This window comes from Pseudomonas sp. 18173, assembly GCF_050432945.1.
Taxonomy (GTDB): Bacteria; Pseudomonadota; Gammaproteobacteria; order Pseudomonadales; family Pseudomonadaceae; genus Aquipseudomonas.
The window spans coordinates 25,307-44,713 of the sequence record NZ_JBKFTN010000017.1; the positions used below are offsets into that span (position 1 = coordinate 25,307).

Sequence of the window (19,407 nt, forward strand, 5' to 3'; positions counted from 1 at the left end):
TTTTTTGCTTACTTTTTTAAGGCGCTTGTTAAAAAAGTGAGTCGCCGTAAGGGCGAAACCCTAAGTCGCCGTTACCCGCAAAATGGATATGTACTCAGTCAGGACGCCTTCGTCGGAACGCCGCCCGGAGCAGGCTCGCTCCCACAGGACCCAACAGCGACCCGTCAATCACCAGCAGGCACAAAAAAGGCGACCCGAAAGTCGCCTTGATCCGTTACTGCCCGAACTGCCGCCCGAGGCCACCCGGCACACCGTGAATGTCCGTCTCTTCCCAGGGCCCCTTCGGACTGATCGACCGGCTCCAGCCGTTATCCCAGCGATAATAGGTACGCTGGCGATAGAAGGTATTGGGCTGATCATCCAGCACATAGACCCCAAGCTTCGGATCCCAGTGACTGTTGCCCCCCGGAGGCGGCGCGAAGCTGGCCGAAGTACGTGGCAACGGTTTCGCCGGCTTGGTCGGCGTGGCTGGCTTGCCCGGCACCGTCGACGGCGCTGGCTTGGTAACCGGCTGCGACGGCGTGATCGGCGGGGGTGCCTCATGTTCCGCTGGTTGCTGGACCGCACAAGCGCTTAACCCCATAACGACGCTGAGCAGGGTGATACGAGCGAATGCGGTCATGATTGCGTTTTCCTGTTATTTGTCCGGGCTGTCGATGGTCAGTGTTTGCGGCGCGGTGGTGCTGCTGGCCAGGGGCTGGCTGCGACCGATCCATTCCCCAGCGGTGGGTTTGCCGGCACGGGAAATACGCGCAACCAGTTGGACTTCAGGGAAGTTCGACAGTTTCAATTGCGGCATCATCGCGTCGGCATCCCCCAGTTCGACGGTCACCGGCAGGTCGGCCACGGTCATGCGCTTGACCGCCAGCGGAGCCGGAGGACCGGAGATCGCACGGGCGAAGATGAACACGCTGTCGCCGGGCTGGACCTTGGCCTTGAGGTCCGCTGCAAGATCAACGCTGACCTTGAGCAACGCCGAGGCCTTGGCCGCCGGTGCCTGCGCAACCTTGCCGCCACTGGCCACCAGCTTCTGCGTGGCCCGGACAATCCCGCCTTGCAGCGCCTCGCGGGACTTGTCGTCCGGCGGCAACTGCGCCAGCAGGCGATTCCAGTAATCGATGGCGTCCTGATAACGCTCGCCCTCAAACGCGGCGATGCCCAGCAGGCCAAGGCTGGTGACTTCGTTCGGATCGGCCTTGAGCGCTTCGTCGGTCAGGGCCTGGAGCTTGTCCGACCACTTCTTGCCATCGGCGAAGTACTGGGCCTGGGCCCATTGACCGAGCAGCTCGGGCTGACGACCGGCCAGGTTCACCGTGCGCTCGAACATCTTCGCCGCATCCGCCGGGCGATCCTGAGCCAGGTAGGTGCGACCGAGGAAGTACGTGCCTTCGGCGGAATCCGGTTGAGCGGCGACCGCACGCTCCAGGCGCTGGGTCATCTCCTCCATCGTCTTCGGGGCCTGGGAGAATTCGCGGGTCAGTTCGACCTTGTCGCTGGCACCGTAATGCATGTACAGCCCAAGGCCCAGCACCGGCACCAGAATGGCCGCCAGCAGCGGCAAGGGTTTGCCCAGGCGCGAGACCTGCGGCGCTTCGACGCCTTCGGTGTCCGCCAGCAACTCACGGGCGGCTTCGGCACGACCGGCGTCCATTTGCGCCGCATCGAGCACGCCCTCTTCCTGCTGAGTCTGCAACTCAGCCACGCGCTCCTGATAGAGCGCGACGTTCAGGGCAGTACGATCCTCTTCACGCTGGGCGCGACGGCTGCGCAGCACCGGGATCAACAGAAAACTCAGGGCAACCAGAAGCAGCAGACCTGCAGCGAGCCAGAAATCAATCATTCTTGGTGTTATCCAACAAGTGGTCGAGGCGCGAGCGCTCCTCGGCAGAAAGCGAGCCCGGGGTGTCGGCACGTTGCACGCGACGACGGCGGACGATCACCGCGATGATCACCACACCGCCCAGCAACAGGCCGGCGGGGCCGAACCAGAGCAAGGCGGTCTTGGCATTCAGCGCCGGTTTGTAGCGGACAAAATCACCGTAGCGATCGACCATGAAGTCGATGATCTGCTGGTTGTCCTTGCCCTCGCCGAGCATGCGGAAAATCTCTTTGCGCAGGTCGGCGGCAATCGGTGCGTTGGAATCGGCGATGTCCTGATTCTGGCACTTGGGGCAACGCAGCTCCTTGGTCAGCTCGCGAAAACGCTCACGATCACCTTCCTTGGCAAACTCGTAGGTGTCGATGGCCGCGTGGGCCACGCCCGACATGCTCAAGCCCAGAACGGCGGCAGCAATCCAGCGCTTCATGGCTTGGCCTCGTCGACCAGCGCCTGGTACTTGGCCGCCAGCTTTTCGCGCCAGACCTGCTCGTCGATCACACCGACGAACTTGTCACGGATGATGCCCTTGGCGTCGATGAAGAAGGTTTCCGGCGCGCCGTAGACACCGAGGTTCAGGCCCAGCGAGCCTTGGTCGTCACGGATATCCAGCACATACGGGTTATGAAAATCCGTCAGCCACTTCAAGGCATCGGCGTTGGTGTCCTTGTAGTTGATGCCGTAGATCACCACGCCCTGTTGGGCCAGCTTGTTCAACACCGGGTGTTCGACCCGGCAGGAAATGCACCAGGTGCCCCAGACGTTGACCAGCGCCGGTTTGCCGAGAATGTCAGCGCGGGTCAAGGTCTTGTCGCCCTGCACCGCCGGCAGGGAAAACTCCGGGAACGGCTTGTTGATCATCGCCGAGGGCAGCTCGGCCGGGTCGAGGTACAACCCGCGATACAGGAAAACAGCAACCACCAGAAAAATCGCCAGTGGCAACAACATCAACCAACGCTTCATGCAGTGGCTCCCGACATGCCCAGTGCTTCGCGCACGCGGCTTTTTACCTTGACCCGATAACGCCGATCCAGCGCCGCCAGCAACCCGCCTGCACCTGTCAGCAAACCACCGAACCAGATCCAGCGCACGAACGGCTTGACGTGCACACGCACCGCCCAGGCGCCGTTACCCAGCGGTTCACCGAGGGCGACGTAGAGGTCGCGGGTAAACCCGGCGTCGATCCCGGCTTCGGTCATCACCGAGTTCTGCACGGTGTACAGGCGTTTTTCCGGATGCAGCACGCTGACTTCCTTGCCGTTGCGGATCACCCGGACGGTGCCCTTGTCGGAAGTGAAGTTCGGGCCTTCGAAGTGTTTGGCACCTTCGAAGATGAAGTGATACCCCGCCAGGTCCATGGACTCGCCCGGCGCCAGGCGCAGGTCACGCTCGGCACTGTTCTGGCTCGACAGCACGACTCCCAGCGCGCACACGGCGATGCCCAGGTGCGCGATCTGCATGCCCCAGTAGCTGCGGGTCAGGGTTGGCAGGCCTTTGATCAGGCCCTTGTGTCGGGTCTTGTCGACGATGTCGCGCGCGCCGGCCAGCAGTACCCAGGCAGCGAGCATGAAGGTCGCGAGCACTGCCCAGTTGAAATCGCCGTACGCGACGCCAGCCACCACGGCCATGGCGGCGCTGCCCAGCAACACCGGAGTCAGCATGCTCACCAGCCATTTCACCGGGGTGTCTTTCCAGCGCACGATCACGCCGACCGCCATCACCACCATCAGCAATGCCATCAACGGAATGAACAGCGCGTTGAAGTACGGCGGGCCGACCGACAGCTTGGCGCCGGTCATGGCGTCCAGAATCAGCGGGTACAAGGTGCCGAGCAGAATCATCGACGCCGCCACCACCAGCACCAGGTTGTTGCCCAGCAACAGCGTTTCCCGGGACCAGAGGTTGAAGCCCACCTGGCTCTTGACCACCGGCGCGCGCAGGGCGAACAGGGTCAATGAACCACCGACCACGAACAGCAGGAAAATCAGGATGAACACCCCGCGCTCCGGATCGGAGGCAAAGGCGTGCACCGACGTCAGCACGCCGGAACGCACCAGGAATGTACCCAACAGGCTCAGCGAGAACGCAGCGATGGCCAGCAACACGGTCCAGCTCTTGAACACGCCACGTTTTTCCGTGACCGCCAACGAGTGAATCAGTGCGGTGCCCACCAGCCATGGCATGAACGAGGCGTTTTCCACCGGGTCCCAGAACCACCAGCCACCCCAGCCGAGTTCGTAGTACGCCCACCACGAACCCAAGGTAATGCCGATGCCGAGGAACGCCCAGGCGACAATGGTCCACGGACGCGACCAGCGCGCCCACGCCGCATCCAGGCGACCGCCCATCAGCGCAGCGATGGCGAAGGCGAAGGCCACCGAGAAACCGACGTAGCCCATGTACAGCATCGGCGGGTGCACGATCAGGCCGATGTCCTGCAGCAACGGGTTGAGGTCGGCACCGTCGCCGGGCACTTGCGGCAGGATGCGCTTGAACGGGTTGGAGGTCATGATCAGGAACAGCAGGAAACCGGTGCTGATCATGCCCATCACCGCCAGCACACGGGCCAGCATGACCTGCGGCAGCTGCCGGGAAAACACCGACACCGCGAAGGTCCAGCCACCGAGAATCAAGGCCCACAACAGCAAGGAACCTTCGTGGGCACCCCACACGGCGCTGAACTTGTAGTACCACGGCAACGCGCTGTTGGAGTTGTTGGCCACATAGGCCACGGAGAAGTCATCGACCATGAAGGCGTAGGTCAGGCAACCGAAGGCAAAGACCAGAAAGGTGAACTGCCCCCACGCGGCCGGCTGGGCCAGGCTCATCCACAGGCGATCATTGCGCCACGCACCGAGCAGCGGCACCACGGCCTGGGCCAGGGCGAAGCACAGGGCCAGGATCATCGCCAGATGACCCAGTTCGGGAATAAAGATGCCGGATGTCATGGATCAACCCTCCTTCGCGGGCGTTGGAGCCGATTGACCGCTGTCTTTCAACGCCTTGGTCACTTCCGGCGGCATGTACTTCTCATCGTGTTTGGCCAGCACTTCATCGGCCACCACCACACCATCGGCATTGAGCTTGCCCAGGGCGACGATGCCCTGCCCTTCGCGGAACAGGTCCGGAAGGATGCCACGATAGGTGATGGTCACGGACTTGTTGAAGTCGGTGACAACGAACTTGACGTCCAGGGAATCGCTGGAACGCTCCAGCGAGCCTTTCTCGACCATACCGCCGGCGCGAATGCGCGTGTCCAGCGGGGCTTCGCCGTTGGCGATCTGGGTCGGTGTGTAAAACAGATTGATGTTCTGCTGCAGCGCGCTCAGGGCCAGGCCGACGGCAGCGCCGACCCCGACCAGGATCGCGAGAATGATGATAAGACGCTTTTTGCGCAGCGGATTCACTTGCCGTTCTCCCGGCGCAAACGACGCGCCTCTTGTTGCAGATACCGCTTGCGGGCCAGGATCGGCGCCGCCACGTTGAGGGCCAGTACCGCCAGGCAGATGCCATAGGCTGACCAGACATACAGGCCATGATGACCCATGGCGATGAAATCGCCGAATGAAGCAAAACTCATCGAGCGACCTCCAGGCTGTTTTCCACTTCGGCCTTGACCCAACTGGCCCGGGCCTCGCGCTTGAGCACTTCAAGACGCATGCGCAGCAGCAACACCGCGCCGAAGAAACAATAGAAGCCCAACACCGTCAGCAGCAATGGCAGCCACATTTCGGCGGGCATCGCCGGTTTTTCGGTGAGGGTGAAGGTCGCGCCCTGGTGCAGGGTGTTCCACCACTCCACCGAGTACTTGATGATCGGGATGTTGATCACGCCGACGATCGCCAGTACCGCGCAGGCCTTGGCCGCGCTGTCACGATTGCTGATCGCGTTGCCCAGCGCAATCAGACCGAAGTACAGGAACAGCAGGATCAGCATAGACGTAAGGCGTGCATCCCAGACCCACCACGAGCCCCAGGTCGGCTTGCCCCAGATCGCACCGGTGACCAATGCTACGGCGGTCATCCAGGCGCCAATCGGGGCGGCGCATTGCAGGGCAACGTCGGCCAGTTTCATTTTCCACACCAGCCCGACGATGCCGCACACCGCCAGCATCACGTAGATGGACTGCGCCAGCATGGCGGCCGGGACGTGGATATAGATGATGCGAAAGCTGTTGCCCTGCTGGTAGTCCGGCGGCGCGAAGGCCAGGCCCCAGACCACGCCAACGCTGATCAGCAGCAACGCCGCAACGCTCAGCCAGGGCAACATTTTGCCGCTGATGCCGTAAAACCATTTGGGCGAGCCAAGCTTGTGAAACCACGTCCAGTTCATACTGTTTCCATCACGGTTGCTCTTTACTGTGAAGAGCCAGGGTCTTTACTGGTCATTTTTTAACCAGACCTCATTATTCGCCGACGCTGATCTTCAGGCCAGCAGCTATTGCAAAAGGTGTCAGGGTTATCGCCAGGGCGGTCAGGCTACCAAGCCACAGGAGATAACCGGTCGCCGGCATGCCCTGCAAGGCCGCCTGCAAGGCGCCACTGCCAAGGATCAATACCGGGATGTACAACGGCAGAATCAGCAGTGCCAGTAACAGGCCACCACGCTTCAAACCCACCGTCAGTGCCGCACCCACCGCACCGAGCAGGCTCAGTACCGGTGTACCGAGCAGCAGCGAAAGCAGCAACACCGGCAGACAGGCGGCAGGCAAACCGAGCATCAGCGCCAGCAAGGGTGCGAGCAAAACCAGTGCCAGGCCGGAAAAAGCCCAGTGTGCCAGCACTTTGGCCAAAACCAGAAGAGCCAGGGGGTGCGGCGAAAGGACCCACTGCTCAAGGGATCCGTCCTCGAAATCACTGCGAAAAAGCCCGTCCAGCGAGAGCAAAACCGATAAAAGTGCCGCGACCCAGACCAACCCCGGAGACAAGGTTTGCAACAATTGAGACTCAGGGCCGACCGCCAACGGGAACAGGGAAACCACGATGGCAAAAAACACCAGCGGATTGGCTAGCTCCGCGGGACGGCGGAACAGCAGACGGGCCTCACGGGCGACCAACAGGCCAAAGACACTCATACGGCCCAATTCCCCAGGTCGATGTCGCGATAAGCGGCCGGCATCCGGCCCAGCGTGTGGTGGGTGGTCAACACCACCATGCCGCCACGTTCGCAGTGAGCGGCCAGGTGTTCTTCGAGTTGCGCCACGCCCTGCTTGTCGAGGGCGGTAAAGGGTTCATCGAGGATCCACAGCGGCGGGCTGTCCAGATACAAGCGCGCCAGTGCGACGCGACGCCGCTGGCCAGCGGACAGGGTGTGGCAGGGAACGTCTTCGAAACCGCGCAATCCGACCGCTGCCAGGGCTTGCCAGATCGCTTCATGGGAGGCCGGTTGATGCAGGGCGCAGAGCCAGCTCAGGTTCTCTTCCGGTGTCAGCAAATCCTTGATTCCCGCCGCATGGCCGATCCACAGCAGGTTGCGCGCCAGCTCGGTGCGCTGCTCATCAAGGGGCTTGCCATTGAGCAACACTTGACCGGCGGTCGGGTGCATCAAACCTGAAAGCAGGCGCAGCAGGCTGGTCTTGCCACTGCCGTTGGGGCCGCTGATTTGCACCATTTCGCCACTGGCCAGTCTCAAATCGAGATTTTCGAAGAGCAGCCGAAGGTCTCGCTCACAGGCAAGGGCAACGGTTTGCAGGACTGGACTGGTCAAGGGTTCACGGGCCTTATACGGTTCAAGTCGGCACTGGCGCGGCCGTTAAAGAGATGCAGCATAGATGCAATGACGTCTTGTTCTAGAGAGCTGCGTCAAACAATTGCAAAATTTTCGCCATTTTTGGATACAACGGCGCGGCATTATACATGCCAGACCTTACTCTAAAGAGTGCATTTTCCTCAGGTTGTGACCGCGTATGACAGGCGAAATGAACATCCTCCCGCTACCGCAAACCGTCCCGGTGGCTTCGCGTGTGCAAGTGATCAGCGGTGAGTTGCTCAAATTGCTGACGCCGGTGGAGGGGTTGATCAGCGTCGGTCAAACCGCCCAGGCCGAAGTGTTGTCGCTCAAGCAGGCGGATCAGACTTTCCAGATGCTGCTCAAGGTCACCCTCGACAGCGGCCGCCAGACCACGGTCCAGACCACCGGCAATCAACCGCTGGCCCAGGGCACCACGCTGGTGGTCAGCCAACCCTCGGCCGGTAACCTGGCGGTGACGGTGCAACAGGCCATTGCCTCCAGCGTCGCCACCCTCACCCGCCTCGACACCGCGCAATTGCCCGCTGGCACCCTGCTGCAGGGCAAGGTATTGACCTCGCAGGTTCTGCCGCAGGTACCCGGCCAGCCGTTGGTGTTCCGCTCGATGGTGAGCCTGCTCAATACCGCACTGAGCGGCAGTACCCTGAGCATCGACAGTCCCCAGCCCTTGCGCATCGGCACCTTGTTGAGCGCGCAGGTGCAGGACGCCCAGACCCTGAGTTTCGTGCCACTGAGCAACCGCCAGGAACAACTGGCCGTGACCCGGCAACTGGTCGACCAGCAAAGCCGCCAGGGCTCGCTGGACGGCTTGCTCAAGGTCCTGCAGGACTTGCCGGCCTCGGACCAGACTTCCGTTGAATTGCGCAGCGCCGCTACCCGGCTGCTCGCCGGCCTGCCGGATGTCCAGCAACTGAGCACCCCCAAGGGCCTGGCCCAGGCGTTGGCCAGCAGCGGCGTGTTTCTCGAAAGCAAGCTGCTGACCGGGCAAAACCCGACACTCGCACCGGACATCAAAGGCGACCTGCTCAAACTGGTTGCACAACTGAGTCAGGGGTTGCCGGCCAATACCAGCCTCGGCGCGATCATCGCCGCCAATACCCTGGTCCAGGCCATGCCGAATTTTGTCCGCAATGCCTTGGGCATGCTCGGTCAGGTCAGTGCCAAACCGTCGCCAACCGGATTCCCGCTGCCTGAACGCCTGTTGCAAAGCGCGGAAGGCGAAGACGATCTTGAGCACCTGCTGCGTTTGGCCGCCGCTGCGGTTTCACGCCTGCAAAGCCACCAGCTGTCGAGCCTGGAACAAACCGGCGTCACCGCCGACGGACGGCTGATGAGCACCTGGCAGCTGGAAATCCCGATGCGCAACATGCAGGACATCGTGCCATTGCAGGTCAAGTTCCAGCGTGAGGATGCGCCCGAAAAAGAACAGCCAAAGGAGCGTCGCGAAGAACGCGAACCCAAACAACAGCTGTGGCGTGTGGAGTTGGCCTTCGCCATGGAGCCTTTGGGGCCGCTGCAAATTCAGGCGCAACTGATCAAGGGCAGCCTCTCCAGCCAGCTCTGGGCAGAGCGGCCTTACACCGCCAGCCTGATCGAAAAAAATCTGGGCGCGCTGCGTGACCGCTTGCTGTCCGCCGGCCTGAACGTCGGCGACCTCGATTGCCACCTCGGCACACCACCCCAAGGCCCGCAAACCCGCCTCGAACAACGCTGGGTGGATGACACCGCATGAAAAACCCCAACGCCCCACGCCAGGCCATCGCCCTCAAATACGACGGCACCCACGCCCCCACCCTCACCGCCAAGGGCGACGAAGAGCTGGCCGAAGAAATCCTGCGGATCGCCCGCGACTGCCAAGTGCCAATCTACGAAAACGCCGAACTGGTGAGACTGCTGGCGCGCATGGAACTGGGGGACAGCATTCCGCAGGAGCTCTATCTGACGATTGCCGAGATCATTGCGTTTGCTTGGAATCTGAAGGGGAAATTTCCGGCGGGGATGGGGACGGATGCGTTGATGGTGGAGAAGGACATTACCGAGCGCGGGGAAGACTACTGAGGATTCGAGGCCGCCATCGCGAGCAGGCTCGCTCCCACAGATGAACTCTTATTCCATGTCCGACATGGAACAACTGTAGGAGCGAGCTTGCTCGCGATGGAGGCACGAGCGCCGCGTCTCTCCAGGAAGCCCGCGTCATCGTTGACGTCCATCGCGAGCTGGCTCGCTCCTACAGTGTTCTAGCCGCTCTTGTGCAACTTGCTCATCAACTCCGCCTCAGCCTGGGTCAATCCGCAGGACTGGGTCAGCCCATGCCCACCATCACGTGCAGTTGCAGGAGCAGCATTAATTACAGGCTCCTGGTGGATTTTGGCAGCGGCAAGCCCGTGGCGGGATCAAGTCCCTTTTCGGCGCTGAGTTTTTCGATCAACTCTGCTGATGGAATGATGGGTACAGCCGAGTCACGCTCTCGTTTCCATTGGAAGGTACCGTCCCATTCGGGGAGGGCCGCAGGTGGGAGTGGGACGATGTCATCCAGATCTGGAATTTTTGCGCCTAAATGTTCATGACGTGTCAGGAAATCGCTGATTTTATTGTATCGATCAACACGTTCGTCATCTTGCTGCAAAGCCAGATAGCTTAATTCATTAGAAGCAGGTGGTCCCTTGAATGCATTAGCGAGACTATACGCACTCAGATCGTCGCCATTTCGGGTAGCTGCTTGGTAGCCTTGCTGTGCCTCTTGATAATGCCCGGTGACTTTCGAGTAGCTTGAGTAATTTCTTCCCGCCAATCGATTGCCTTGCTCCAGCGCACACTTGTACATCGCCTGCATGATATCAGCAGTATTGGGTACATAGGACAAAAGTCTGCCTATGTAATACTGAGCGTCCGGATTTCCCAAGTCGGCCGCCCGACGAAAGTAGGCTCTGGAGGCCGCGATATCCTGTTTGACACCGTAACCCAACTCCAGGTAATGCGCCATGTCGTAATAAGCCCCGGGGATGCCTTGAGCAACATAATACTCGGCCAGATCGATGACCTCTTTATTCGCGTCAGGAGAGCGAGCTTGTCCGGTTGACAGCAGGAACTGCAGATTGGTCGCGGCCTTATAGTGGTCATGCGCAGCCGCGATACGATAATAGCGGGCGATCTCGTCGTAATCCTTCTGTCCTTTACGCTTTTCCAGATAAAGGCCATACCGATAGAAAACGTCCGCATCCTGGCTCAACACAGGCAACGAATTGCGCTCATATGCGCACTTGAATTCCAGCCTGCTGTAGGCAAAGTCCACCGACGCGGCATCAGGCACCTGCTCTTCTTTTTTTGAGCAGGCCATGACCATCAAGAAACTGAACAATGCCAGTAGCAGCTTAATAGCCCCTATCCGATTATTTATTAAGTTTTCCTGCATAACTTCACTCGATTATTAACAACTTATCCATCATCAACCCTCTTCCTGCGAACTGCCCAACCGGACGCATCCCCCCGACGGCAATGGTCAGGTGTTCCCGGTGGGTTTTGGCAGCGGCAAGCCCATAGCGGGATCAAGTCCCTTTTCGGCGCTGAGTTTTTCGATCAACTCTGCTGATGGAATGATGGGTACAGCCGAGTCACGCTCTCGTTTCCATTGGAAGGTACCGTCCCATTCGGGGAGGGCCGCAGGTGGGAGTGGGACGATGTCATCCAAATCAGGGACTTTTGCCCCGAGGTGTTCGTGTCGCGTCAGGAAATCGCTGACTTTATTGTATCGATCAACGCGTTCATCATCTTGCTGAACAGCCAGATAGTACAGCTCATCGGACGCTGGCGGTCCTTCAAAGGCACTCGCAAGTTGACTAGCACTACTGTCATCGCCATTGCGAATTGCTATTTGGAAGCCTTGTAGAGCTTCTTGGTATAGCTCTGAACCTTGCGAATAAATTGCGTATTTTCTTCCCGCCGAGCGATTACCTTGTTCCATCGCACACTTGTACATCGCCAGCATGATTTCGGCCGTATTGGGTACATAGGATAGAAGTCTGCCTATGTAGTATTGGGCGTCCGGATTCCCCAAGTCGGCCGCTCGCCGAAAATAGGCTCTGGAGGCCGCGACATCCTGTTTGACGCCATAACCCAACTCCAGGTAATGCGCCATGTCGTAATAAGCCCCCGGGATACCTTGAGCAATATAAAATTCGGCCAGATCGATGACCTCTTTACTCGCGTCAGGAGAGCGGGCTTGTCCGGTTGACAGCAGGAATTGCAGATTGGTCGCGGCCTTGTAATGATCGTGTGCAGCCGCGATCCGATAATAGCGGGCGATCTCGTCGTAATCCTTCTGCCCTTTACGCTTTTCCAAGTAAAGGCCATACCGATACAAGACGTCCGCGTCCTGACCCAACACCGGTAATGAATCGCGCTCATATACGCACTTAAATTCCAATCTACTGTAGGCAAAATCTGTCTGTGAGGCATCCAGCATACTTTCATCCTTTTTTGAACAACCCAAGATGGAAAAACACAAAAACAAAATAACAAATTGTTTTTTCATCACTTAGTCCCAATTCTTCCTGACAGGACTCTCTTGCAAAAATTCAACCAATGATGCGATCGGAGACTTTGAATCCATTACAGTTTTTCTTTGCAAGCTACGCGTTCTTCGCTCATCGTTTTTGCCAACGATTTGTTTCCATTTATCGTATACATTTTTCATATCACTCCCCGTCGCCCTCCCCCCCGTATGCACCCCAAACAAATGCTCCCTCAACGGCCTCGTCACCGCAGGATCCTCAATACAAATATTCAACTCGCTGTCCACCTGCATGCTGCGTGTATTGATGTTGGCGGAACCCAGCGTGGTGAACACGTCATCGATAATCATCAACTTGCTGTGCACATACACATCCATCCAGTTTCCTGGCGGGGAATCTGGTGCCACCAGGGTACAAATGTGCACTTTCAGGCCGGGAATTTCCGTGGGTGAAATGACGGACTGGTCCTTCTTGTGAAACTCTTTTTCAAGCTGCGCCACTTTGGCGCGTGCACGCTCCAGGTTGTCATTCAGGTTTTTGTAGTAACTGGCCGCCGCCTGGTCATGATCGGTATCGCGTTGATCCTTGAAAATGCGTGCGTTGATGAAAGCCAGGCGCTCGGCCAGCCTGGCTTGAGCAAGTTCGGCCAGCAGATCGTCACGCCGCTCGGCCTTGGCAACACCCGGCATCAGCTCAGGACGGCCCAACTGCTTCAACATGCGGAAAGTATTGACCGAGCCATCGCCCATGGCCTCGCTGGAGGAGTTGGTCACGACGAACAGGTACAGCGGCCCGTCTTTTTCAAGATCGCGGCCCCCATTGAGCAGGTTCTGCACGACGCTCTTGATCTTTTCCGCCAGCGGTGGCCAGCGAAAGTACTGGTTCTCGATGTAGATGAATCGGGTCGCGTTGTTGACGGCCTTCAGGTAGACCTTCTCGATGTCCCGGATGTTTTCCTGGCTTTGGGTCCTGAGTATCTGCGCCATGACGGGAGGCCCGTAGCCTGGCCGCACGCGCAGTTGTTCGGCGATGTGCTGACGAGCGCCCAGCAGGTCGATGCGGGTTTCCTTTTTCCAGGCGGTGCAGAAGTTGTCGTTCAAAAACTCAAGCACCGGACCGGTCACTCGGCTGGAAATATCCTGCCGGGGCGTTTCGCCATTGCGTCCGAACTTCGCATGGTGTCGCTCGTGACTGTGATCATCATTGTCCCAATAGGCATCCAGCGTGTTGTGCCCCATCACAAACCCGACAGCGACCTCCGGTTGCTCGTAGTCCACCAGCACCATTTTCTGGTGGTGGCTCGGTTCGGCAACCATGGCCACCGAACTCATGACTTTGTTGGTCGTGTCGCGATCCTTGTCTAGCGCCCTCAAGGTCAGCCGCCAGGCAATTTCCGCACAATCCAGCAAGCCGAAGTCGCGAGTGACGAATTCGATGTTCTTGATGCTCAGAGAGGGATCGTTGCCCCATTGCATCAGGCGAAAGAAACGCTGGCCCAGTTCGATGGGGCCGGTTTCGGCGCCTGTGTAGGCCAGCCGGATCTGGCGATACCACATCTTGTCATATTCGATTTGTGCATCGTTGCGGTTCTGCCTGTACCTGCCGAACCAGTTGGAGACGTTGTCGCCAGGCGTCGGGTTTTCCGAAGTCTGGGCAAGGCGTAACGTGTCGTACCAACACAGGATCCGCACTTGAACGCCTTCCTGGGCTTTCTTGATCAGCAGATCGCCAATGCACAGCGAACTGGCGTTCCCGCGCTTGAAGTACATCGACGGCTGGAAACCCCAACAGATGATTTCCACGCTGCTTCTGGCGCAAGCGATAGCGTCATAAACCGAACCGAAAGCGCGCTCGCCGTTCACCAGCGGCTCGAAGGTGGCAGGCACCGGGTCGTATTCGGTGCACGGCACGAACCACGGCAGGTTGAGCTGGCAGGAACTGGTCTTGCTCGTGGCGATCGGGACAGTGATCGTGGGTCTGGTCATCTTCAAGCCTCCGATTCTGGTGTGTTCAATCGGGTGTAGGCCAGGCAGAACCGGCTAGCGCTGTCCAGCGGCGTGTCGCCCGGTTGAGGTTGGCGCTCATGACGGTGGAAACCCTGGTTGGCCCGTTCGGCATTGCCCGGTTCTCCCAGGTAATCGCCGCCCACCGGCACCTCGTAGCTGATGCCGTTGGCCAGTTCGATGTGATAACGGCTGGTGGTGACGTGGTGCTCGACAGCAATCCGGCCACTGCCGTCCATGACGCCGCTCGCGGCCTGAACCCCATCGGCAAAGAGCGTGTAAGGCATGCCCACCCAAGGCTGAAAACCTGCGGCACTGCTTTGCCCGACCGCCAACATCAGTGACTGCCTGACCGAGCCTGCCGGCCATGCAGGGTGATCGCGGTTGAGTTGTGCCGGGCCCTTGAAGGACTTTTTCACGCCCCTCACATCAACGGTGCCGGGCGCATGGATGTCGATGTTGCCGTCCTTGATGCGGATGTAGGCGCCACCGCTGGTCAGCAGGATTTCATCCTGGGCGGCAATCTCGACGGAGCGCGCGGTCGATGTGATACGCACGCTGTCCTGGGCAGTGAGCTCGATGGCATCGCTCTGAGCCTGTATTTCAATCTTGCCCTTGGCCGCAAACAGCCTGGCGCCAGCGGCCTTGGCGAACAGGCTGATGCTCTGGGCAACACTGGCCAGCAATGACTGGCCGCTGGCCAGGTTGATGTCCTCTCCGCTCGAGAAGGTCAACTGTTTGCCGCTATGTACGTGGGTATTTTGCGGGGTCGCAGTGACGATGTCGGCAGGCGCTGAAGCGATCAATAGCGGCTTGTGAAAGCCGGCCGTTCGGCCACGGCCACCACTGTTGATCGCCGCATCGGTGTCGCCGCCATTGCGGGGTTGCCGGGGAGTATTGGCGAGGTACTCGTCTTCGCTGCCATAGTCCAGCCGGGTATCGACTTCAAGCTGATCGAGGCTATCGACACTTCCCTGCATCGGCAGGGCGTTGTGCTGTCGAGCGGCCTCGGACAATGCCTTGACCCGCTCTTGTGCGTTCGTCAGTTGCGTCCGGGCTTCCTGGACATCGACCTGGCCACCTTGCGCATTGGTGCGTGGCCAGGTGCTGAGATACAAACCTTGCTGCGCGCGCAAGGCACCGTAGGCATCGGTGCGCAACTCAAACCCCGTGCCCCGCAGGGCGCCACGCTGATTGCCCTGCTGGTCGATCAGATAACCGAGGTTCAACTGGCTGTGACCATGACTGCTGTGGATCTGGGTCCGTACCTGGCCGGTGGAATCGTCCATCACCCATTGGTTGTAGCCCCGCCCTTTGATCTCCTGGCTCTTGTAACCACTCATCAACCCGCTTGAGTGCCAGGCCGGCTTGTGTCCGCCATAGACCTGCCCCATCACCAGGGGACGGTCGATGTCGTTGTCGAGGAACGTCACCACGACCTCCTCCCCCGAACGTGGCACGTTCACACTCCCCCAGCCCTCACCACTGCTGGCCTGCATCATGCGCAGCCAGCATGACCCCAGCTCACCGTCCTTGAGCAAACGGTCCCAATGAAAGCGCACGCAGATACGGTTGAGTTTGTCGGTAAAGACCTCGCGACCGCTCGGGGTCACGACGACGGCGGTCTGTGGGCCGGGGTTGGCCGGTTTGGCATGGGCGAAAGGGCTGCGATAGGCAATGCCCAGGTGTTGGCTTTCAAAGCGGTTCAGGTAGAAACCTTCGCTACCCACTGCATGCAGCGCATGACTCTGCTCAGCATCAAAAAGCGCTTTCAGGCTACCGGGCGGGCTGACGCGCTGCGTGCCGACCGGCAGATTGCTCTGGGCAAAGAACTCGACTGCGATGATCAGGAACTGGCGCTCCTTGACCGTCCTGAATTCGTACAGGGGATGTTGGGTCAGCTCGAAACCATGACCGGGTTGCATGTGGCGCACGCCACCTTGCCCATGGATACGTCTGGCAGCCGATTCGTCCTGTTCAATCTGCACGCGGCTCAGCCAGTCACCATGGTCCGGGTTTTGCCAGGCATATTGCCCACGGTATTGATAACGCTCGAGGTCTGGTGGCGCCGAAGATGCAGGCAACGCCGGGGTCCGGGTCATTTGTGATCGGGCATGACAGAGGTAATCATTGCTGCTTGATTGCACCACGCCATTGAGCAATCGGGCACCCGGGCTCCATTGGGTAATGCTGTCTTGCCGGTCAGCGGCCTGTTGCGTATGAAAACGCAGGGCCGACGGGTTCAGGGTCGGTAAAAAGATGACATGGTCGGTGAAGACGATGCAGTGGCTATCGAGCGCATGCTCCACATACCAGAACAAACCTTCCTGTTCGCACCAGCGCTGCACGAAATGGGCATCGGTCTCGTTGAACTGGGTGACGTAGGACAGTGGCGGATATTCCCGTACCAGTTCGAAGCGGTACGCGCCACGTGCCTGGCTGTAATGCTGGAACACTTCAGCGAGGATGTCGGGAAGACTCAATTGCTGCCAGATCCGGCAATCCACACGGTACTCCAGCAAGCTGAACCAGGGAGCGAAGACCAGTTGCCAGTCGTCCAGACCGCCATCACTCCCCAGGTATCGCACGCTTTCCACCCAGCCATGCCTGGGGCTCAAACTACCGTCGTCCAGTTTGATGCCCAGTTGCACGGCCTGGCCGATGAGATGTTCCGGATCGAATTCCGTGGCCTGGTTGATCACGTCAACCGTATAGCGAGGCACCCGGCCCAATCGTTCCCGGGCATGGGCTCGCAACGCGAACAGTTCCTGCCCTTGGGGCGTCGTCAGTTGCAACAAGCGTTCAGCCTGGCTCAACGGCTGGGCAAACGTGGCCAATGCGGCGTCTGTGATTGAATTCACCGTTCATACTCCCTGCATCTCAAGTCCATGAGGCTTCAACCGATCAGCCAGCCCCGGGTCTGGTCGGGTAACGTGCGATCCAGTATCCACACGGCGAAGCCAGGTTCAGCGCTTGCGATCATCCAGGCGAGGCCGATTTGCACCCATTGTTCGGTCACAGGCCCGAACCGGGCGGCTATTGTGTTGAGTCGAACCTGGCGCTCGAAGTCCAGGCCAGGCAAGAAATTCCGGGCGTATTCGCCGAGCTGGGTGAGGCGGTTGCCACCCAGTGCACCCTCCCCGATCAGCGCGCCGACGCGTGCCGGATCGATGGCCGTGAGCTCGCATAGCTTTGCCATCAACAGCTCAAGGGTTTGCGTGTCGGTACGCGACTGTGCAGTGCGCGCCTGGTGATCCAGCTGGATCGGCGCAAACAGTTTCAGAGCGCTGTCGGTCCGCGGGTCGGCAAGCTTCGGCTGGCGACGCAGCAACACCGCGCTGACCGCTTCGCCAGCCATCTCGTCAGGTGCGCAACACAACGCCTGCTCCTTGCAGACCCATGTGTCCAGACTCAGGCACAACAGGTATTGCGGCCCGGCACTGTGACCAAGGACCTCGGGCAACCACTGCCCCGGAGCTCGGGTCTGCAGGTCAAAACCACGCAGAGGCATCAGCTCCCGAGGCCACAGGTTCTCGGCTCGATCAATCCAGTCCGTCGCATCGACAGCGTCTGGAGCGAACAACACGACGCGGGTGTTCGACCAGTCGATTGCATCCCGGAATGCCGGCGCCCATTTATTCAGAGCGCCCTGCAGGATTTGACTGGAACGCTCAAACGCCTCGACCGCTGGCCATCCCGCGGCGGGAGTGGCGAGACGGCAAATCGGTCGTCGCAGTCCGCGTGCATCAAGCAGGCGTGGGTCGTGAGAGAAGTCGGTACGCATCCCTGCCAGTTCGCTCACGGGCAACGGTGCGTCAAAAACGCCGCACGGTAGCCAGACCCAGGTCCGCGCAATGCTGACGCAGCTGGAGGTGAAATCCCCCGCGGGAAATGCCGCGTCCGCCAGACGTTGCGCCTCCTGCGCTGCCAACCGCCGTTCGGAGATCCGATCGTAGATACTTCTTCGATATTCCATCTCTGTTCCTTAGAGAAGGCCAGTGTCCTTTTGCGTAGCTGACAGCCTTGCACCGCAGGAAGTCAGGTCACCGTCACGAGCAACTGCCCTGTCATCGACCAGCAGTGTTTCATCACCACTTTCGATCATGCATTCCCCGTGCGGACACAAGACTCGATCACCGACTCTCGCAACCGCGAAACCGTTGATATCCGTCCAGGGCGATCCTTCACACACTCGCCCTCCATCAGAGGTCGGGTCGTTGATTACGATGATCGGTCGCATGGTGATCTTCCGCGCTGGAACATGGGCAGGTCATCAGCCCAAAACCAAGAGTAAATACAAGAAGCGCACGGTACTGACGGAACCCGACCGCCTCAAGTCGGCACATTCCTCAAATCAAGTAGTCCGAGTCCTAGGATCACGTGGGCCGCTTCCTAGGCACAAACCTGCCCAAGATCACGAAGATGGATACTCTGGGGTTGCAGTCGTGGATGCGGGGCTGGATCCGGATGTGCTGATGGTGGAGAAGGACATCACCAAGCGCGGGGAAGACGACTGCGAATTCGAGGACGCCATCGCGAGCGCCGCATTTCTCCAGGAAGCCCGCGTCATCGTTGACGTCCATCGCGAGCAGGCTCGCTCCTACAGGTTTCCAACCGTTTTTGTGCAATGTCTTCTTTTTCAACCTTGAAAAAACGCAAAAGCCTGAGACTGCGGCCAACAATCAAGCCATTGATAAGGCCTGCCCCCAGCGCAGCCCCTGCCACCGTTGACACTTCATTGGCCAGTTCCGGATACATGGCCGCCTGGTAGCCGCCGTAATAACGCCAGGCAAAGAAGACCCAATACACAATCAGCACCCTGATCGTGCCTGGCAGAACCAGGCGCTCCCCTTCGCGCTTGATATTGCAGTACGAAAAAAAGCGTAGCGCCCACCACCACCCCACCAGTAAACCCACCGCACAGGATGAAAACTGGATTGCAACGTCCTGGGAGGGATTCAGGGATGCGAGGGACAGGGCCACGAATATCACTGGTGATATCTGCAAGGACCTTTTCGAAACATGGCTCCTGAAACAGGCGATGACACCGTAGTAACTCAGAATAAGAAATACCGCATAAACCCACAGCGGTGTACCGCGCAGAATGTCGATCATAAGCCTCCCTGGCACTGAATATTTGAACTGGATGATCAAACTACTGATGGCGGGCTGCGATCACAAGACGGCGGGATCTGAGAACGCCATAGGCAGGAGACTACGACGGCGTACTACCTGTCTGAGGATGATGGGGATGCGTTGGATCGCGGGG

General features: G+C 59.4%; 19 protein-coding genes and 1 pseudogene. 2 read left to right on the forward strand and 18 right to left on the reverse strand.

Annotation, left to right across the window (positions count from 1 at the left end; all coding sequences use genetic code 11):
* Window positions 1-214: 214 nt before the first annotated feature.
* The 10 genes from ACLD1X_RS19155 to ccmA form a co-directional block, all read right to left on the reverse strand.
* On the reverse strand, window positions 215-622 hold the full coding sequence (locus ACLD1X_RS19155) for a hypothetical protein (protein ID WP_429370305.1): 408 nt from the start codon (window positions 620-622) through the stop codon (window positions 215-217).
* A gap of 15 nt (window positions 623-637) precedes the next feature.
* Window positions 638-1,840 (reverse strand): c-type cytochrome biogenesis protein CcmI, encoded by a 1,203-nt coding sequence (gene ccmI / locus ACLD1X_RS19160; protein WP_429370307.1) that lies wholly within the window; start codon window positions 1,838-1,840, stop codon window positions 638-640.
* On the reverse strand, window positions 1,833-2,306 hold the full coding sequence (locus ACLD1X_RS19165) for a cytochrome c-type biogenesis protein (protein WP_429370309.1): 474 nt from the start codon (window positions 2,304-2,306) through the stop codon (window positions 1,833-1,835). The genes ccmI and ACLD1X_RS19165 overlap by 8 nt, the downstream gene beginning before the upstream one ends.
* Window positions 2,303-2,839 carry a DsbE family thiol:disulfide interchange protein gene (locus ACLD1X_RS19170; protein WP_429370311.1) on the reverse strand — a complete coding sequence of 179 codons (537 nt, stop codon included), beginning with the start codon at window positions 2,837-2,839 and terminating at the stop codon, window positions 2,303-2,305. Before ACLD1X_RS19170 ends, ACLD1X_RS19165 begins: the two co-directional genes overlap by 4 nt.
* On the reverse strand, window positions 2,836-4,824 hold the full coding sequence (locus ACLD1X_RS19175; protein WP_429370313.1) for a heme lyase CcmF/NrfE family subunit: 1,989 nt from the start codon (window positions 4,822-4,824) through the stop codon (window positions 2,836-2,838). Before ACLD1X_RS19175 ends, ACLD1X_RS19170 begins: the two co-directional genes overlap by 4 nt.
* A gap of 3 nt (window positions 4,825-4,827) precedes the next feature.
* Window positions 4,828-5,283, reverse strand: a complete 456-nt coding sequence (gene ccmE, locus ACLD1X_RS19180) for a cytochrome c maturation protein CcmE (protein WP_008020317.1) — start codon at window positions 5,281-5,283, stop codon at window positions 4,828-4,830.
* Window positions 5,280-5,456: a heme exporter protein CcmD gene (gene ccmD, locus ACLD1X_RS19185; RefSeq protein WP_007980758.1), complete on the reverse strand. Its 177-nt coding sequence runs from the start codon at window positions 5,454-5,456 to the stop codon at window positions 5,280-5,282. The genes ccmE and ccmD overlap by 4 nt, the downstream gene beginning before the upstream one ends.
* The gene (locus tag ACLD1X_RS19190; protein ID WP_008000403.1) at window positions 5,453-6,208 is read right to left on the reverse strand and encodes a heme ABC transporter permease; all 756 of its coding nucleotides are present in this window, start codon (window positions 6,206-6,208) and stop codon (window positions 5,453-5,455) included. The genes ccmD and ACLD1X_RS19190 overlap by 4 nt, the downstream gene beginning before the upstream one ends.
* A gap of 73 nt (window positions 6,209-6,281) precedes the next feature.
* The gene (gene ccmB, locus ACLD1X_RS19195) at window positions 6,282-6,950 is read right to left on the reverse strand and encodes a heme exporter protein CcmB (RefSeq protein ID WP_007980754.1); all 669 of its coding nucleotides are present in this window, start codon (window positions 6,948-6,950) and stop codon (window positions 6,282-6,284) included.
* On the reverse strand, window positions 6,947-7,582 hold the full coding sequence (ccmA, locus tag ACLD1X_RS19200; protein ID WP_429370317.1) for a cytochrome c biogenesis heme-transporting ATPase CcmA: 636 nt from the start codon (window positions 7,580-7,582) through the stop codon (window positions 6,947-6,949). The genes ccmB and ccmA overlap by 4 nt, the downstream gene beginning before the upstream one ends.
* 199 nt (window positions 7,583-7,781) lie before the next feature.
* Between ccmA and ACLD1X_RS19205 the strand changes: the two genes are divergently transcribed.
* Together ACLD1X_RS19205 and ACLD1X_RS19210 are read left to right on the forward strand one after the other, a co-directional pair.
* Entirely contained in the window at window positions 7,782-9,356 is a 1,575-nt protein-coding gene (locus ACLD1X_RS19205; protein ID WP_429370319.1) for a flagellar hook-length control protein FliK, read from the forward strand.
* Entirely contained in the window at window positions 9,353-9,682 is a 330-nt protein-coding gene (locus ACLD1X_RS19210) for an EscU/YscU/HrcU family type III secretion system export apparatus switch protein (RefSeq protein WP_429370321.1), read from the forward strand. Before ACLD1X_RS19205 ends, ACLD1X_RS19210 begins: the two co-directional genes overlap by 4 nt.
* Before the next feature lie 179 nt (window positions 9,683-9,861).
* Here ACLD1X_RS19210 and ACLD1X_RS19215 read toward each other — a convergent pair.
* The 8 genes and pseudogenes from ACLD1X_RS19215 to ACLD1X_RS19250 form a co-directional block, all read right to left on the reverse strand.
* Window positions 9,862-9,930 (reverse strand): annotated as a pseudogene (locus ACLD1X_RS19215) (DUF2802 domain-containing protein); the annotation flags it as partial.
* A gap of 41 nt (window positions 9,931-9,971) precedes the next feature.
* Window positions 9,972-11,036, reverse strand: coding sequence for a DUF6396 domain-containing protein (locus ACLD1X_RS19220; protein WP_429370323.1), 1,065 nt, complete (start codon window positions 11,034-11,036; stop codon window positions 9,972-9,974).
* An 87-nt stretch (window positions 11,037-11,123) separates the two neighbouring features.
* Window positions 11,124-12,155 (reverse strand): DUF6396 domain-containing protein, encoded by a 1,032-nt coding sequence (locus tag ACLD1X_RS19225; RefSeq protein ID WP_429370325.1) that lies wholly within the window; start codon window positions 12,153-12,155, stop codon window positions 11,124-11,126.
* Between the two features lie 3 nt (window positions 12,156-12,158).
* Window positions 12,159-14,120, reverse strand: a complete 1,962-nt coding sequence (locus ACLD1X_RS19230; RefSeq protein WP_429370327.1) for a phospholipase D-like domain-containing protein — start codon at window positions 14,118-14,120, stop codon at window positions 12,159-12,161.
* A gap of 2 nt (window positions 14,121-14,122) precedes the next feature.
* Window positions 14,123-16,999 carry a type VI secretion system Vgr family protein gene (locus ACLD1X_RS19235; protein WP_429370329.1) on the reverse strand — a complete coding sequence of 959 codons (2,877 nt, stop codon included), beginning with the start codon at window positions 16,997-16,999 and terminating at the stop codon, window positions 14,123-14,125.
* 35 nt (window positions 17,000-17,034) lie between these two features.
* Window positions 17,035-18,114: a hypothetical protein gene (locus tag ACLD1X_RS19240; protein ID WP_429370331.1), complete on the reverse strand. Its 1,080-nt coding sequence runs from the start codon at window positions 18,112-18,114 to the stop codon at window positions 17,035-17,037.
* A gap of 9 nt (window positions 18,115-18,123) precedes the next feature.
* Window positions 18,124-18,378 carry a PAAR domain-containing protein gene (locus tag ACLD1X_RS19245; RefSeq protein ID WP_429370333.1) on the reverse strand — a complete coding sequence of 85 codons (255 nt, stop codon included), beginning with the start codon at window positions 18,376-18,378 and terminating at the stop codon, window positions 18,124-18,126.
* A 326-nt stretch (window positions 18,379-18,704) separates the two neighbouring features.
* The gene (locus ACLD1X_RS19250; protein ID WP_429370335.1) at window positions 18,705-19,253 is read right to left on the reverse strand and encodes a hypothetical protein; all 549 of its coding nucleotides are present in this window, start codon (window positions 19,251-19,253) and stop codon (window positions 18,705-18,707) included.
* Between the last annotated feature and the right edge of the window lie 154 nt (window positions 19,254-19,407).